A 15,121-nucleotide genomic window follows, 5' to 3' on the forward strand; every position below is an offset into this window, starting at 1 on the left:
TCCACATGGCAGCCTAAAGTCAAAAACGCCTATCAGTCGCCTCGCCCTGATCGAGGACAACCTGTTGAAGCTCCACATCTAGGGCATGCGAAAATAGAAAATAACGGGCAAAAAGATGCGCCTTTTCCGACTCCGAGCCTAGATGGTTGAAAGCCTCGAAGTACTCCTTCGTCCGCTCGAGGAGATCTCCCGCATAAAGCGCCAACGGCTGTGACACGGTGACCCTCGGGCGCGCCTTGACCTTCGGCGTCTCAGGTCCACTCTTGGCCATCTCAGATTATCGGCTTAATTCCGGTGCCGGTATGCGACAAAGCCGAACAGAGTAGCCGCTGCGACGTTGAAGATTGCCCACAGCTCGCGCGGCAAATGAACCGGCATGAACGGGTTGAAGATCGCTGCCGCTCCAAACAGCGCCCAAGCCAGGGTGCGATTTTCAGGGCCTGATCGCCACACCATGGCTCCGCAGTAGATCCCGGCGAAAAAGACCACCACGCGGAGGAATTGGTAATAGCCGTACGGCCATGGCGCTACCGCCAGCAGCGAGGCAATAGCTACACAGATGCAGACCAACCGGACCGTTCCGGCCGGCGTCGAAAAGCATTATTTTCAGCAAACTTGATCCTCAAACGCCCAGCACGGTTGTTAGTGGAGTTTCGGCGCCCGCCATATATTTGAAAAGCCAGATTGCCCAAGTGATCGGCCAAATGAACGCCAACATCGCATCCAGGCTCAAGTTAATCAGGATTTTTACGACCACTGATGCATGGCCCTGCCATGTGTCGACGACATTCATCACGTAGGTGATCGGCCCGCCCAGCATGAAGAGGAGGCCCAGCGGAGCTGACATGATGTTCTTCAGCATGTTTGTGTCCCTCAGAAAGGCGTGACCTTCAGTGACAGTGATACGCGCCGGTCTTATGGTTGGTATGGCAACCGTTGGCATCAGTGCCGCCACTGTGTGCAAACGCGCCGGTCGCGCAAGCGATTATTGCAGCGGCCATAGCCGCGAGAAATGTTGTTTTCATTTTATTGCCCTCCCAAAGTATTTCAGACAGAGCACTATTGCCGGTCGGGCACAAGCTGCTCGTGGCACTGTGAACACAAATAGGATAGATGCTCCTCTGTGCAGGCCAAGATCGGGCGAGGAGAATACTTTGGATGGATTGCGATTGATGCACGTCCCGTTGGCGATCCTGCTGACATGGCCAAGGGTGGCGACGGCAAATGAATGCCTCTCGAAGTACACCAAGACCGACGTCTGCGCCTACGCAAAAAAAATGCAAACCGAAATGGCTCCAGCATTGCCCATGCTGATCAGTTCGAACATCTCCGTTCGGAGCATCATCGCAATCGGGCCAAGGATCGTTTTCAACGCCACCTGGGCTCAGACCGATGCGGAAGTAGACGCCAAATTGTTGGCTGCTGGCGTCTCGCGGCCGGTCTATGTCCAGAAGATCGATGAAATGACCAAAAACTATGTCTGTCGTGCGGAGGAACTATCTGCCTTCGTTCGCCTGGGCGGTGAGATCCAGTACACGTATACGACTGTGGATAATTTCCCAGTCGCGAACCCGCTCGTAGCACTCTGTCCTTAGAGCATCGCAGCACGGCTCATGACATGACTAGTCGCGGCCGATCAACCAGTTGATCAGCAGCCATGATCATTTGTTGGAACTCAATTGAGCCTGATCCGCACTAGCAAGTGGATAGAAGTGAATGTGCGGTTGCCCTTTAGCTCTACTATGCATAGAAACCACTCTGCCGGGGGGCGTAAAGTTGGGGTTGTGAGTGCGTGGGCTCTAAATTCGAAAAACTAAATAAGTTGCGTGACTCACTGCGAGAATCCAACCACGATTTTCGGGCGAGCACTCAGCTATTCAACAGCCTGGACCCTGCCAAGATCGACGGCGACCTGGATGTCATTAACCGCGGAAAGCAGCGCGGCGAGGTGAACCAACCCCCGAAAACGGCAAAGAATCTCGACGATGTCGAACATGCCATCGTGGAACGCGTTGAGGATGAGAAGAAGGCTGCGCATCACACTCTTGAGGACAACCTGCAACTCCTTGGAGGTCGTCTTGCCGGCCTCGATTTCGAGGAACAATTCGGTCTAATCCGTCAGACGAATGCCGCTAGCGTTTCGGACTTCAAAGCCTCGGTCGCCGTGGGCCTCGATGAACTTCACGGCCTGAGAAGGGCCCTGAACGACGCCGAAAAAGAGCATGCATGGTTTAAGGAGAAGCACGGTCTCGTTCGTGCCGCGCGTGTGCAGCACGGTGCCGCTCACATTTTCCGGCTATCGCTTCTGCTATTTCTGTTTCTGGTCGAGACAGCGATGAACGGCAACTTCCTGGCCAAGGGCAATGAGCAGGGATTTTTTGGTGGCATCCTTGAGGCTGCGGCATTCTCTTTCATCAACATCGGGGCGGCTTTGCTCCTGGCGGTTTTCTGCGCTCGTCTCGTCACCCATCGGTCGTTTTTCGTAAAATTCGTTGGGATCATTTCAATCCTTTTCTATATCGGCTTGGCGATTTCGATAAACTTGGCGCTAGCGCACTACCGTGAGGTCAGCGGCTCGCTCGCTGACGGCGCCGGCGCTGAGGTCATCCGTAATATGCTCGCCAATCCAGCGGGTCTCACGGACATCAAGTCCTGGTTGCTGTTTGCGATCGGCCTGATGTTTTCGCTTTTCGCTTTTATCGACGGCTGGTTCGTGCTCGACCCTTACCCAGGCTACACTGGCGTTGAAAATCGGCTCGTTCGACGGCGCGATGACTACATCGATCGAAAGAAGGAACTGATCGAAGAGCTGCAGGATGTCCGCGACGACCACAACGAAAAAGTGGAGGAAATCGTCAAGCAGCTTGGTAGTCGCCGGCGCGAGCACCGCGCGATTGTCGATCATCGATCGAGGCTTCTGGCTCTTTTTGCGCAGCATCAAGACCAATTGGAGCGAGCCTGCAATCAGCTTTTGTCGATGTATCGGGAAGCCAACATCCAGGCGAGGACCGAGCCGGCGCCCAAGCATTTCGGAACGCCCTACAAACTTGATCGCATCAAGCCATACGTCACCGGCGAGCGGGAGTGGAATGAGGGAGATGTTGGCGCATCAATTCGCCAGGCGCAGGAGGAACTCAACGAGCAGGTTCGTCTGATTGGTCAGGAATGCGAACGGGGAATTGAGCAGTACCGAGATCTTGATAAGCTTCACCCGGACAGCGTGAATGTCTAGGCGAACCCGCAGACGCAAGAAAGGCAATGCGGGTACCATTGCCGCGGCCATTGCCCTTGGTGTGCTATCCGTTGCGATGTTGGCCGGCTTCGGCTGGATGTGGACCAGGTCTGGCAATGGCCATATCGACGCCAACACGAATTGCCCATTGGACGGACCCTCCAGCCTGACCGCCGTCCTCATCGACGCCACTGATCCAATTTCGGCAACGACGATGGCTGATCTCAAGAACGAGTTCCGAAAGACCATTGGGCAGGTCGAGCCGGGTGGGTATGTGAGGATTTATACCCTGAGCTCGGCGCCTGGTGAGCTGACGGTGATGTTCGATGGATGCAATCCCGGTGATGGGTCGACCGTCGATAGTTGGACCAACAATCCTGCGCGGCGTCAAAAGAAGTGGGAAAACGCCTTCGGCGATCCTTTGAACAAACTTCCCGATGAAATCCCGAATGCGGCTTCCGCGAGCCAATCTCCGATCATGGCTGGAATTCAGAAAATCAAGCTGTCGCTCTTCGATAGCAGCTTGGCCAAACAGGGCAGTCCCAAGCGATTGGTGGTCGCCTCTGACATGATCGAGCATACGACGATTTACTCGCAGTACCGATCGGGACTGGATTACCAAAAATACCTCAACAGCGCCGCCGACCGCACATATGGGACGTCGCTGGATGGGGTGGGCATCACAATTCTTTATATCGATCGGGCAAAGAAGCCATTTCAGACCCTGGATCACGCGGAGTTCTGGACACATTGGGTCCAGAACCATCACGGCGAGTTCGAAAAGCTGGTTGGCTTGGATGGGTTAAACTGATGGCGAGAGCGCACGACAAACCTTTGCTGGATCATCCACGTCTGCCGGTCGTGGTTTTCGCGGCATTGACACTCGGCGGGTGTGTATTCATCGCCATTGCAAAACTCTCAGGCGTAAATCCGATCGTCGCGGCGGTAGCACCGGCCTGCCTGATGTTTTTCTATCTCGGGGTTTCGATCTTTGCTGGAAAGCTACAACTGCACGACGAGCAGACCGGCGATAACCTCTACTATATGGGCTTCCTGTTCACCCTGACGAGCCTTGGGGTCTCGCTGTTTCAGTTTGGAACGGAAGGCTCAACCGACACGATCGTCCAAAATTTTGGCATCGCGATCACGTCGACGATCACCGGTATTGCTCTGAGGGTTTTCTACAATCAGATGCGGCGCGATCCCGCGGACATTGAGCGAACGGCGAGGCACGAACTTGCCGACATGACACGGCGTGTAAGAGCCGAGATGGAAAGCGTAACCAGGGAGTTCGCCGACTTTCGTCGTGTCAGCCATCAAATGCTCGAAGAGGGCTTTGCAGAGATTGCCGAGCAAGCGGCACGCAATGGGGAGCACATTCGATCTGCCCTGGACAATATTGCCATGGAATCGATCAAGCCTGTCCAAGAGGCGTCTGCCAAGCTCAGTGACGCGTTGCAGCACAATTTCGGGCAAGTCGAAACCCAGTTTGCTTCGATAGCGAACCGCGTTGGAGCTGCAGCGGATTTGCTGGATAAAGCCAACAGCTCGATGTCCAACTCTGTTGGAAAGCTCGGTAATCAAGCCGACAATATGGCTGCCAAGCTGGAAAAGGTGGTTGTTCCTGATGAGGTGCTGAAGAACGATCTGGCGCCGATGGTCAAGCTCCTGGGTAATGCTGTCGCACAATATGCGATAAAAACCGAAACAGCCTCGCAAGAGCAGCAAACGCGGATGACCGGTCTTGCCGACGCAGTGATCAAGGTGGCGACTGGAGTGGAGAGAGCGGCAGCGGCCGCAGAAAAGACCGCAGAAACTGTCCAAGCGCAGCAGCGTTTGACTGAGGAGTTCATGGCTGTGATGCAGAAACACAGCAATGAAACACGCGGCCTCGTCGCAACCCTTACACAACATAGCCTCCCGGCCGTGCGCACTCCCCAGCCTCTGAGCAATGCGATAGCGAACGATGTCGAGCGAGTGGCGGCACCTTCCACTGTTGCCTCCCCTGTGGAGACGCCAATCAAGGTTTCGGATGACACGGAGGGCGACACCTTCCGATCGTTAAGCAGTCCGGCGGAGGTGGAGAAGGGTGAACCGCCAAAGAGAGCAAGTTGGTGGGGCAGGTGAGTGAGGTTAGCGGAACAGCCATTACGTTTGAGCGCAAGGGCTATGGCCGCGGCCTGATACTCGGCCTGACGATGGCTGAGACGATGCTGCTTCTCGTTTTCTGCCTTTTGCTTGCTGCAGGCGCGCTCATCGCCAAGACAAAGAAAGAGGCTGCGGCAGCGCAGAAGATTGCGCAGTCCCTCAATGAGAACGCTCGCAAGCTTGACGAGGAAAACAAGCGGTTGCTGGCTCAGCTGAATGCCATGGTCAAGCCTGCAAGTCGACGCAATGTACCAGATCAAGAATGGCGTGAATTGGTCCGGGCCAAAGAGGCCGCAGAGGCAATCAAAAAAGTGGGACTGACCCTTGAGGAAGCGGTGAAAAGCGCGCCGGCCGCCAAAGTCCTCTCTGACAACGACGTCGACGTTGATCAGGCCAAAGCCATGATCGAGAAGATGAAGGTTCTGCGCGAGCTCGGCTACGTTGGCACGGGCAAGACGTCCAAGGATCTTGCTGACGCACTGAAGAAGGCAAGGAACGAGGCCTCTGCTGACAAGCCACACGATTGGCCACCGATCATCAGTCTTAGCGAGCTCGATGGCTATAATTTCGATACTGGAAGTGCGGAGCTTTCCGGTGGCTTCAAAACGAAGTTGCGGCAGATGTCGAAGACCATTGCTGGAATTGCAACTTCCTATGGTGTGGACGTCATTGAGGTGATTGGCCACACGGACGAGCAGGCGATGTCCGGTGACTCATCGAATATGGACAGAGGCCTTCAGCCCGTACTGGCGCGCAAGATGGACATTGGCACACTCCATCCTGCCGACAATGCCGGGCTTGGATTAGCGCGAGCGATCTCCGTCACAGGCATCCTGCGCGATATGCCGGAACTGAAAGGCTTCACCATCCTGCCAATGTCCGGCGGCCAGTTGATATTGCCTGGCGACCGGCTCACCGACGGCGCACAGGCCGGCGACGTCAAGGCGAGGAGGCGAATTGAGATCAGGGTCAGGCAACGTTCGCGAGAGACAGATATTGGACTGGTTCCGGTACCAAAGTTGTGAGGCGAACTGCCCTTGGGTTTCGCTCACAGGGCTTGGGGGGGATTGCGGGGATGGGGTTTTACGTTCGAAAATCGATTAGTGCGGGACCTTTCCGCTTTAACTTCTCGTCTGGCGGGGTTGGCGCGTCCGTTGGCGTGCAAGGTCTTCGTATCGGGACTGGCCCACGAGGGCATTATATTCATGCAGGCGTCGGCGGTCTCTACTACCGAGGCACTTTGGGAAAGCGCAGCGCCAAGCAGACGCTGCAACTGTCTGAATTCCCATCTGGGCCAAAGCCCCATCCAACATCCTCACCCGTGGAATATGTCAGCGGTGGCGTCGTGATGAGAGAAATCGAGTCCGCCGATGTGATCGAGATGCGTGATGAGACATTTGCCAATGTGCTTGATGAAATCAATGCGAGGCAATCGCAGACGCGAATGTCGCTCATCCTGGCCGTGCTGTTTGGGATCGCCGGATTGATCGCAGGCGCAATGCTGGGAGGTGGGGTGGCGCTGATCGGTATTGCTGCCTTTTTGCCGGGCATGCTTATTGGCAACTGGTTGGACAGCTACCGCCGGGTGAGCGTGCTCTACTATGATTTGGAGCAGGACGCGGAGGCGGCCTACGGGCGACTTGTCGCCGCCTTTGACACGCTCACACGCTGCGCGGCGAGTTGGCATGTCGCGGCTGGTGGCAAGATAGAGGATCTGACGACTTGGAAGCGCAATGCGGGAGCCACGATGTTGGTCGATAAAAAGTCGACGACGCTCCAAGCTTCCTTGCCGACGGTTGTTCGCAGCAATGTCACACCACCGTCGATACACGTCGGCCGGCAAATCCTTTATTTCATGCCAGACATGATTTTGGTGAAGGACGGAAACCAGTACGGTGCCGTTGGGTATGGAGACCTCAGGACGCAATTTGCCCCCAGCAATTTTATTGAGACCGGCAAAGTTCCATCTGATGCTGAGATCGTGAGCTATACCTGGGCTCATCCCAATAAGAATGGCGGACCCGACAAACGCTTCAGAGATAATCGGCAGATCCCTGTCTGTCGCTACGAAGCCTTGCGGTTTTCTAGCCCATCCGGGCTCAACGAGCTGGTGGAATTTTCCAAGACAAACGTCAGCCAGCCCTTTTGCCAGGCTCTATTGGCACTCGCGCAAATGCACCGAAACGCTGGTGGCCAGTCCGGCTTGCTGAAAGCGCGCTAAGGAATTGGCTTGGTCAGCAAATGCCTTCGCACGGAATTCCGTCGCCGTCCCGGTCCAATTTGGGTCCCCAGCTACAGTTATTGAGATACCAGCGCGCCTCATCGCATGAGGAGATTTGCTTACAATAGCGACGCGGTTGACACGAATAGCTCTGAGCTATTTGGCGACGGCCTGTAAGGCCGTAGGATGTGTCATTACCGGGTTTATTGTTGGCTGCATGTGTTGCTCGCCAATCCCAAGGGGCTGTGAAAGTGCCAACCCAGATGCCAATCTTGGCCCTTTGGGCATCTGCCTGTTGTGACGCGTAACTACCATGGCTGTATCGAGGCCAATCCAGGGCATAACCCTGTTCGACCATCCAAGACGCAATGCTAGCACCGTCCGCCCGCTGACAATCACCAACGAAGCGGTTGTAACGATCCCACGAAACAAAGTTGCACTGGATGGGTCGGGATTGACTGAGGAAGATGTCCAGTGCTTCTGCGGATTTGCGGCCGCATGGGTATTCTTGCCCGCTTGCGTCGCTGCAGTTTTGGCTGCTTTCAGGTGCGTCGATGCCATTGAAACGAATACGCTGTCCGTGGATCTCGATCGTGTCCCCGTCAACGATGGACGCTACGCCGACGATAGGCTTCGGTTTTGACCCGAGTGCGCTTGCTGTATTGGGTCCCGCGATCTGGTTGCCCCACCCTGTAAAGTAGGAGGTGACATAAGCGCCCACTGCTAGCGTGATCACCAGGATCGCGGCTAATGATTTATGTGAAAAGAAACGCTTGCGCATAATTGAAACCCGGCCGCGTCTTGGCCGCGAGCTGCGGCGATGGGAATAGCGATCGCGATTCAATTTTCGATCCTTTGCGAAGCTGCCAAATGTTTTGCTAGCGCGTCTTTGACTTCTTGGCTGCTGCTTTCTTGGGCGCGGCTGCTGTGCGACCGAGGCCAATCGATTTTGCCAATCTGGAGCGATTGGCTGAATAGTTAGGCGCGACCATGGGGTAATCGTTGGAGAGGCCCCATTTTTGGCGATAGGCGTCGGGCGTCAGTCCAAAATGCGTGTTCAAGTGTCTCTTGAGGGACTTGAACTTTTTGCCGTCTTCGAGGCAGACGATGTAGTCTGGAGTGACTGAGCGCTTGGGGTTGACCGCGGGAACTTGGTCGGGTTTTTCCGGTTCGGACGGCTGGCCGATACGCGCTAATGACGAATTGATGCTGGCAATAAGGTCCGGCAATGAGGAGACCGGCACTGAATTCTTGCTCACATAAGCCGCAACGATATCGGCGGTAAGCTCCATCAGCGCGGTGGCCGTATTTTGGATTTCGTCAGTCACTTCATGGCTCCGGACTTCTGCAGTGAAATCCCGATCTATTACTTATCGGCTAAAAAAACCAGTAGAGGGAGGATACTAAATGCCAGGCGCTAATAGTGATGAATGTTAAAGCGCCAATCAGAATGCGGAACCACGAGAGACGGTGGATTGATTGGGCGCGGCGTTTTCTTTGTATGACCAGGAAAGCGGCTTGAGGCTCACAGGCGGATGCATTTAGATTTGGACGAGTAGGACCTACGCATGACATTTTCGAAAGACCCGCCGCCGGAGGTTAAGCCCCAGAAGGATAAGGCAAAGACTGGATCTGAATTGGACCGCGTTCCAAGTGCGGGAGCCATTCGGGTCCGCAACGGACTCTCTGTGTCAGAAAAAGACATTGTGGAGGCGGCTAAATACGGGGGCAGGGAGCGAGAATCCTCGTCGGATAGCGACTAGGCAAAGGGGGCCAAGAATGCAGGCTCTGACCCATATCACACGTCGCAATATTGGACGGTGTCCAGAAGTGATCGCAGTCGTTTCTAATTGAACACGGCTGTTTTTTCTTGCGCGAACGCTCTACGCGGGCTCTAGCTGGTTCTCCTTTCAAAGGGGATGTAAGTCTTGGACGTAAAACAGTCAGTCTTCCAAAGCGATCTCCCTCTAAAGGAGAAACTCGAGCGCGCCAGGATGGAGTTGCTCGATCTTTCCGCCCGCAATCGACTTTTGAATGTGCCGCGGTTTTCCAAGAGCGCGAAGACGATCGATATCGTCGATGAGAAGTCGTCCGAAATTTATCGATTGCTGGTGACCGAAGGAAAGGCTTTTACCTTCCTGGCCGGCAAGCCCGATAGGCCGAAAGCGGGCCAGGATGAAAGCAGCCCTCCAGACGAAGAGATCGACTATTCCCCCGTCGCTCTCGCCCAACCAGAGGACGATGGAGTCGATAACAGAGGGATATCCGCGCGGCACTCGGACACCAAGCTGCAGACGCGTATGACCCCAACTGGGCTGCAGCGGCGGCTCCTTGATCTCTACCATGATGCCCGCACACTCGAGGAAGAGCAGGGCGTCAATATCCTCTTTCTGGCCCTTGGAATGCTGAAGTGGATTGACCCGAACAACAAAGAGAACATCCGTCAGGCCCCCCTCATTTTGGTGCCGGTTCGGCTTGAGCGAGGGGCCGCTGGAGAAAAATTCCGCCTACGAGCCCGGCCGGAAGATCTTACCGCAAACCTCTCCTTGGAACTCTATCTCGACCGCATTCACAAGCTCGCTCTGCCGCGTTTTGAGGTGGGAGATGACTTCGACGTCTCGGCCTATCTCGATGCCGTTGCCGAAGCAATTTCGACCAAAGAGGGTTGGGAGGTGCTTCGCGACGATATGGTGCTCGGCTTCTTCTCGTTTGCGAAGTTCTTGATGTACCGTGATCTGGATCCGGATCTCTGGCCCGATGGCGCAAAGATTATCGAACAACCGAAGATCCGCTCGCTTCTTTCAGATGGTTTCGAAACACGCGAGCCGCTTATGTCGGACGACATAGCGATTGATCCGCACATTGCGCCCGCCGAAATGTTGCATATCGTCGACAGTGACAGTTCTCAGACACTGGCGATCCATGACGTCAGAAAAGGTCGCGACCTCGTTATCCAAGGTCCGCCTGGGACAGGAAAATCGCAGACGATCGCAAACATTATTGGGTCGGCCGTTGCCGACGGAAAGACCGTGCTGTTCGTGGCCGAAAAGATGGCAGCGCTGGAGGTCGTCAAGCGACGGCTTGACACTGCTGGGGTGGGGGACGCCTGCCTTGAGCTGCATAGTAACAAGGCGAACAAGCGCATGATGCTAGAGGAGCTGCGGCGAACCTGGCAACTCGGATCGCCCAGGGGCCAGCTTCCTTCTTCCCTAACTGATCGCTTGCTGGAGGCTCGCGATAAACTCAACGCACATGCTGCACGAATGCACGTTGCGTTCGGAGCGTCCGAACTCACTCCTTATCAGGTTCTCGGCCAGCTAACCCGACTAAGGCAGGTCGGTCAGAAACCAGTGGACATCGAACTTACGGATGCCACAAGCTGGACAACTGACGGCGTTTCGCAACGTCGCAAATTGCTCGATGAGGTCTCTCAGCGGATCAACGAGATCGGCTTGCCGATCCACCACCCGTGGCGGGGAGTTGGCCTGGATGTCGTTCTTCCAACGACCATTGAGAGGCTCGTCCCACGCATCGCGGCGTTGCTGGACCAAGCCAAGGCACTGCACGCCAAACTGGTCGGTATCGCTGAGCGGATCAAGGCCGAGCCTCCGAAAATTCTCAGCGACAGCGGCGAGATAGAAGATCGCGCTGAGCTTCTCGCGTCCGCGCCTGGACTTCCTGCCGAGGCGCTCGTCTCGCCGGTATGGGATGAGCGTCCGAAAGACATTTCATCGCTTCTCTGGTCAGGAACGGATTTCGCCCGCAAGTCCGAGGAACTTTCGGAGCAGTTGGCGGCAACGGCTATCGACACGCCAATTGAAGGTCTCGAGACAGAGCTTGCAAAGCTTCCCTCGGAATTTCCGAAAGATGGTTTCCATCGTGCGCGACAGCTCACCATTCTGCTCCCACGCTTGAGGGAAGAAGCTGAGCGCCTGAATCAGGAACTCGGATCGGCGATATTGCCAGACACGTTGGCAGGCTTGCTCAGGCTGGCCGTGACCGGCGAGCGAGTAGCGGCAGCACCTGACGCAAGTCCGGAGGCCTTCGCAGCCACCGTTTGGGACTCCGGACTTGAGCAGGCAGGCGACCTTGCCGACAGCGTAGCGACGCTTGAGGCTGCCAGAGCCGACCTTCAGGGCAAGGTTGTTGACGCGGCGTGGAGCACCGAGGTGGCCGCGGCGCGGCAGGCGCTCGCCACACACACGGGAATATTGAAAGCATTGAACGGCGACTACCGTCGCGCCACAGCACTTGCGCGGACTATTGTGGTCGACCCTAGCGCGCCTGCGACGCAGATAGTTGGTCTCCTCGACCTTTTGATGAAGGGTCAGGCTGCCGCAGCAAGAGTCCGCGAAGGCGACGCTTTTGGCCGTTCCGCCTTCGGGGCAGATTGGCGTGGGGAGCGATCGGCTTCCGCGCCACTGCTCGCGCTAGTGGAGTGGATGCGGACTCTACGAGGGCTAGGCCCCGAACCTCGGATTATCGCCGGCCGGATGGCGGAACGCTCCGAGGCCGGTGCGCGTGCAGCGCGCGTTCGCAAGGTTATCGAAATCGGTCGGCCAATTATCGAAGGTTTCTGGAACGATCTCGGGCACCTCGCGTCATCCATGCTAGGCGACGTGGCTTCCGCCGAGCGGGCCTCGCTGCAACTGATGGAAGCGAAGGCGAGCACTGTAGCTCAAGCCGATGATGCGTCACGACAGGTTCTGACTGACGTTCCGGATCTAATCACTGAGCGGGTGGAGCTACTGCGCCGACTAGGCAGACTACAAGCACTTGCTCAAGGGATCGATGCGGGAGAGAGCCTTGGCAAGTTCGTATTCGGCTCGTCGTGGCACGGTCGAGGATCCGATTGGGCCGCTCTCACGCAAGCCGAGCTTTGGCTGAAAGAAAATGGCTCGATCCGACATCTGGCTGCGCGGTTGCCTGAAAGAATCGAGATCGCAAACTCGGCACGTTCAGCACGTGAAGCGGCCCAAGCGGCAGCGCGGGAATTGAAGGCGCTTACAGGGGATTTGAAAGCCGATGCTCCCTCCTTGTTTGGAGTAGTCGATTTTCCGGACGTCGCGATAGGCGAGGTCGTTTCTCGGCTGCAGGGTTGGCTCGATCATCAGGAGCAGCTCTCGAAATGGGTTGCCTATGAAGAGCGATCCGAAACGGCCCGAAAGGCTGGACTGGGACAGTTGATAGACGGCCTAGCCAACGGCCAGATTACAACAGGATCGGCTCGATCAGTTTTTGATATGGCCTACTACGAACGAATGTTTCTGGCGATGGCGACCGATGAGCCGGAGCTGGCAAGGTTCGACGGGGAACTGCATTCCAGGGCTGTACGTGACTTCGCAGATCTGGACCGCCAGCGCATCAAGGCCGGCGCCATCGAAGTTGTAACGGCTCATCACCGGAAAATTCCTTCAAGAGACGGCGGAGCTGGACCTGTCGGACTGCTTCGTTCTGAGATGGCGCGCAGACGAGGCCACATGCCCATCCGGCAATTGATGCAGAAGGCAGGCCCTGCCATCCAGGCGCTGAAGCCAGTGTTCATGATGAGCCCGCTTTCGGTGGCGCAATTCCTGTCGCCCGGCCGGATGTCCTTCGATCTGCTCGTGATGGACGAGGCGTCTCAGATCCAGCCCGTGGACGCACTTGGCTCGGTCGCCAGGGCCAGTCAGGTGGTCGTCGTTGGCGACGAACGCCAACTGCCACCCACGACATTCTTCGCGAAGATGACAGGCTCGCAGTCTGAAGATGACGAGGGTGAGGGCGCGCAGGTCGCCGACATTGAAAGCATCCTCGGCCTGTTCACGGCCCGCGGCTTGCCGCAGCGTATGCTGCGCTGGCACTACCGTAGCCGTCACCAATCTCTAATCGCAGTATCGAACAGCCAGTTCTACGAGAACCGGCTTTTCATCGTGCCAAGCCCTTATACCCAAGAGGCAGGTATGGGGTTGCGGTTTCATCATGTGCCGGAGGGGGTCTTCGATTCCGGCGGCACAGGAACCAATCCGGTAGAGGCGAGAGCAGTAGCGGAGGCGATCATCCGTCATGCGAAGGTGAACCCGCAAGAGACTCTAGGCGTTGCAACATTTTCGGTTAGCCAACGCCGCGCGATCCAGGATGAACTCGAAGCGCTGCGGCGACTAAATCCCGACACCGAGGAATTCTTTCACGCTCATCCAAGCGAGCCATTCTTCGTCAAGAACCTCGAAAATGTTCAAGGCGATGAGCGCGACGTGATCATGATCTCGGTGGGGTATGCCAAGAATGCCCAGGGATACATGGCCATGCGTTTCGGCCCTCTTGGCGCGGAAGGCGGCGAGCGTCGGCTCAACGTCCTCATAAGCCGCGCCAAGCGCAGCTGCGAAGTATTCGCGTCCATCACAGACGAGGACATCGACCTGGAGCGTGGCAAAGGGAAAGGCATCTTCGCCTTCAAGCTCTTCTTGCACTACGCGAGAACAGGGCGAATTTCGCTTGCCCAAGTCACGGTTCGCGAAATGGATTCAATCTTTGTAGAACAGGTAGCCAACGCGCTGATCGAAATGGGTTATCAGGTTCATGCTCAAGTGGGCATTGCCGGCTTCTTCATCGACCTCGCAGTTGCGGATCCAGAGAGGCCAGGCCGCTATATTCTTGGCATCGAATGCGATGGCGCAGAATATCACTCATCTCGCTCGGCCAGAGATCGAGACCGGCTTCGGCAGTCGGTTCTGGAAGACCATGGTTGGATCATCCATCGCATCTGGAGCGCTGACTGGTTCCAACGGCCTCGTGAGCAGCTGGAGCGAACCATACTAGCGATTGAGGCCGCCAGAAAAGAACTCGATGAGCGGGCCGAATTGGGGGTCCAGAGAAATCGAGCTGTAGCCGTGCAGGTTGTTACGGTCGACCGAGGCAACGTGACGGAAATCGGTCTCGAAAGCACAAACGGATCCGAGACACCCAATCGAGCCTACGAAGAGGCCGAACTAAAGCGACCGGGATCGTTCGAACTCCACGAGACGCCCAGCGGAATCATGGCCGGACTGGTCGAGCAGGTCGTGGCTACAGAAACGCCAATCCATGTCGACGAAATAGTTTCGCGTATTCGGGACGCCTGGGGTCTGCAGCGGGCCGGTGGCAGGATTCAGGATGCAATCGAGCGGGGGGTAAGCATAGCACAGAGAGGTGGTTCAGTAGCCCGTCGAGGCAACTTCTGCTTCAAGCCAGGTGTTCCTGTTCGTCTCAGGGATCGCAGTGGGGTCGTGTCCGCTGGATTGCGCAAGCCCGAAATGATTGCGCAGGACGAGGTCGCCCAAGGCGCTATGGAAGTCGTGAAATCCAACCTCGGTGCGACAGAGGAAGAAATCGCCACAGGCGTTGCCAGGATGCTGGGCTTCAAAGCCACAAGCGCACAATTAAGGCAGCTGATTTCAGCTGGGGTCGCCGATTTGGTTGCCAAAGGAGTGTTACGGTCCCAAGACGGCTTGTTGGTGGCCGGCGAATCCGCGAGCGAGAAATTAGCTGAAGTGTAACGGGGC

General features: G+C 56.4%; 12 protein-coding genes. 7 read left to right on the forward strand and 5 right to left on the reverse strand.

What is annotated here, in order from left to right; translation table 11 throughout:
- Positions 1-19: 19 nt before the first annotated feature.
- Genes P9236_RS29650 through P9236_RS29660 form a run of 3 tightly spaced genes read right to left on the reverse strand, consistent with a single transcriptional unit; the run spans position 20 to position 862 of the window.
- Positions 20-271: a hypothetical protein gene (locus P9236_RS29650; RefSeq protein WP_127248734.1), complete on the reverse strand. Its 252-nt coding sequence runs from the start codon at positions 269-271 to the stop codon at positions 20-22.
- A gap of 14 nt (positions 272-285) precedes the next feature.
- Entirely contained in the window at positions 286-570 is a 285-nt protein-coding gene (locus P9236_RS29655) for a DUF6804 family protein (protein WP_063169433.1), read from the reverse strand.
- A 52-nt stretch (positions 571-622) separates the two neighbouring features.
- Entirely contained in the window at positions 623-862 is a 240-nt protein-coding gene (locus P9236_RS29660; RefSeq protein ID WP_082826591.1) for a hypothetical protein, read from the reverse strand.
- A gap of 292 nt (positions 863-1,154) precedes the next feature.
- On the opposite strand from P9236_RS29660, the gene P9236_RS29665 reads away from it, so the two are divergent.
- The 6 genes from P9236_RS29665 to P9236_RS29690 all read left to right on the forward strand — a co-directional run bounded on the left by P9236_RS29665 (position 1,155) and on the right by P9236_RS29690 (position 7,601).
- Entirely contained in the window at positions 1,155-1,595 is a 441-nt protein-coding gene (locus P9236_RS29665; RefSeq protein WP_126066778.1) for a hypothetical protein, read from the forward strand.
- Positions 1,596-1,792: 197 nt separating this feature from the next.
- The gene (locus tag P9236_RS29670) at positions 1,793-3,232 is read left to right on the forward strand and encodes a hypothetical protein (RefSeq protein ID WP_063169430.1); all 1,440 of its coding nucleotides are present in this window, start codon (positions 1,793-1,795) and stop codon (positions 3,230-3,232) included.
- On the forward strand, positions 3,225-4,043 hold the full coding sequence (locus P9236_RS29675; RefSeq protein ID WP_063169429.1) for a hypothetical protein: 819 nt from the start codon (positions 3,225-3,227) through the stop codon (positions 4,041-4,043). Before P9236_RS29670 ends, P9236_RS29675 begins: the two co-directional genes overlap by 8 nt.
- Positions 4,043-5,359, forward strand: a complete 1,317-nt coding sequence (locus P9236_RS29680) for a hypothetical protein (protein WP_063169428.1) — start codon at positions 4,043-4,045, stop codon at positions 5,357-5,359. The genes P9236_RS29675 and P9236_RS29680 overlap by 1 nt, the downstream gene beginning before the upstream one ends.
- Positions 5,347-6,405, forward strand: coding sequence for a hypothetical protein (locus tag P9236_RS29685; protein WP_224571173.1), 1,059 nt, complete (start codon positions 5,347-5,349; stop codon positions 6,403-6,405). The genes P9236_RS29680 and P9236_RS29685 overlap by 13 nt, the downstream gene beginning before the upstream one ends.
- A gap of 50 nt (positions 6,406-6,455) precedes the next feature.
- Entirely contained in the window at positions 6,456-7,601 is a 1,146-nt protein-coding gene (locus P9236_RS29690; protein WP_095770037.1) for a DUF4236 domain-containing protein, read from the forward strand.
- A 13-nt stretch (positions 7,602-7,614) separates the two neighbouring features.
- On the opposite strand, the gene P9236_RS29695 is transcribed toward P9236_RS29690, so the two are convergent.
- On the reverse strand, positions 7,615-8,445 hold the full coding sequence (locus tag P9236_RS29695) for a thermonuclease family protein (RefSeq protein WP_127224212.1): 831 nt from the start codon (positions 8,443-8,445) through the stop codon (positions 7,615-7,617).
- 34 nt (positions 8,446-8,479) lie between these two features.
- A complete protein-coding gene (locus P9236_RS29700) occupies positions 8,480-8,893 on the reverse strand; it encodes a MucR family transcriptional regulator (protein WP_082826711.1) in 414 nt (137 codons plus the stop codon).
- 636 nt (positions 8,894-9,529) lie between these two features.
- Between P9236_RS29700 and P9236_RS29705 the strand changes: the two genes are divergently transcribed.
- On the forward strand, positions 9,530-15,115 hold the full coding sequence (locus P9236_RS29705) for a DUF3320 domain-containing protein (RefSeq protein ID WP_063169424.1): 5,586 nt from the start codon (positions 9,530-9,532) through the stop codon (positions 15,113-15,115).
- Positions 15,116-15,121: the final 6 nt, after the last annotated feature.

Source organism: Mesorhizobium sp. WSM4884 (genome assembly GCF_029625675.1).
Lineage (GTDB): Bacteria > Pseudomonadota > Alphaproteobacteria > Rhizobiales > Rhizobiaceae > Mesorhizobium.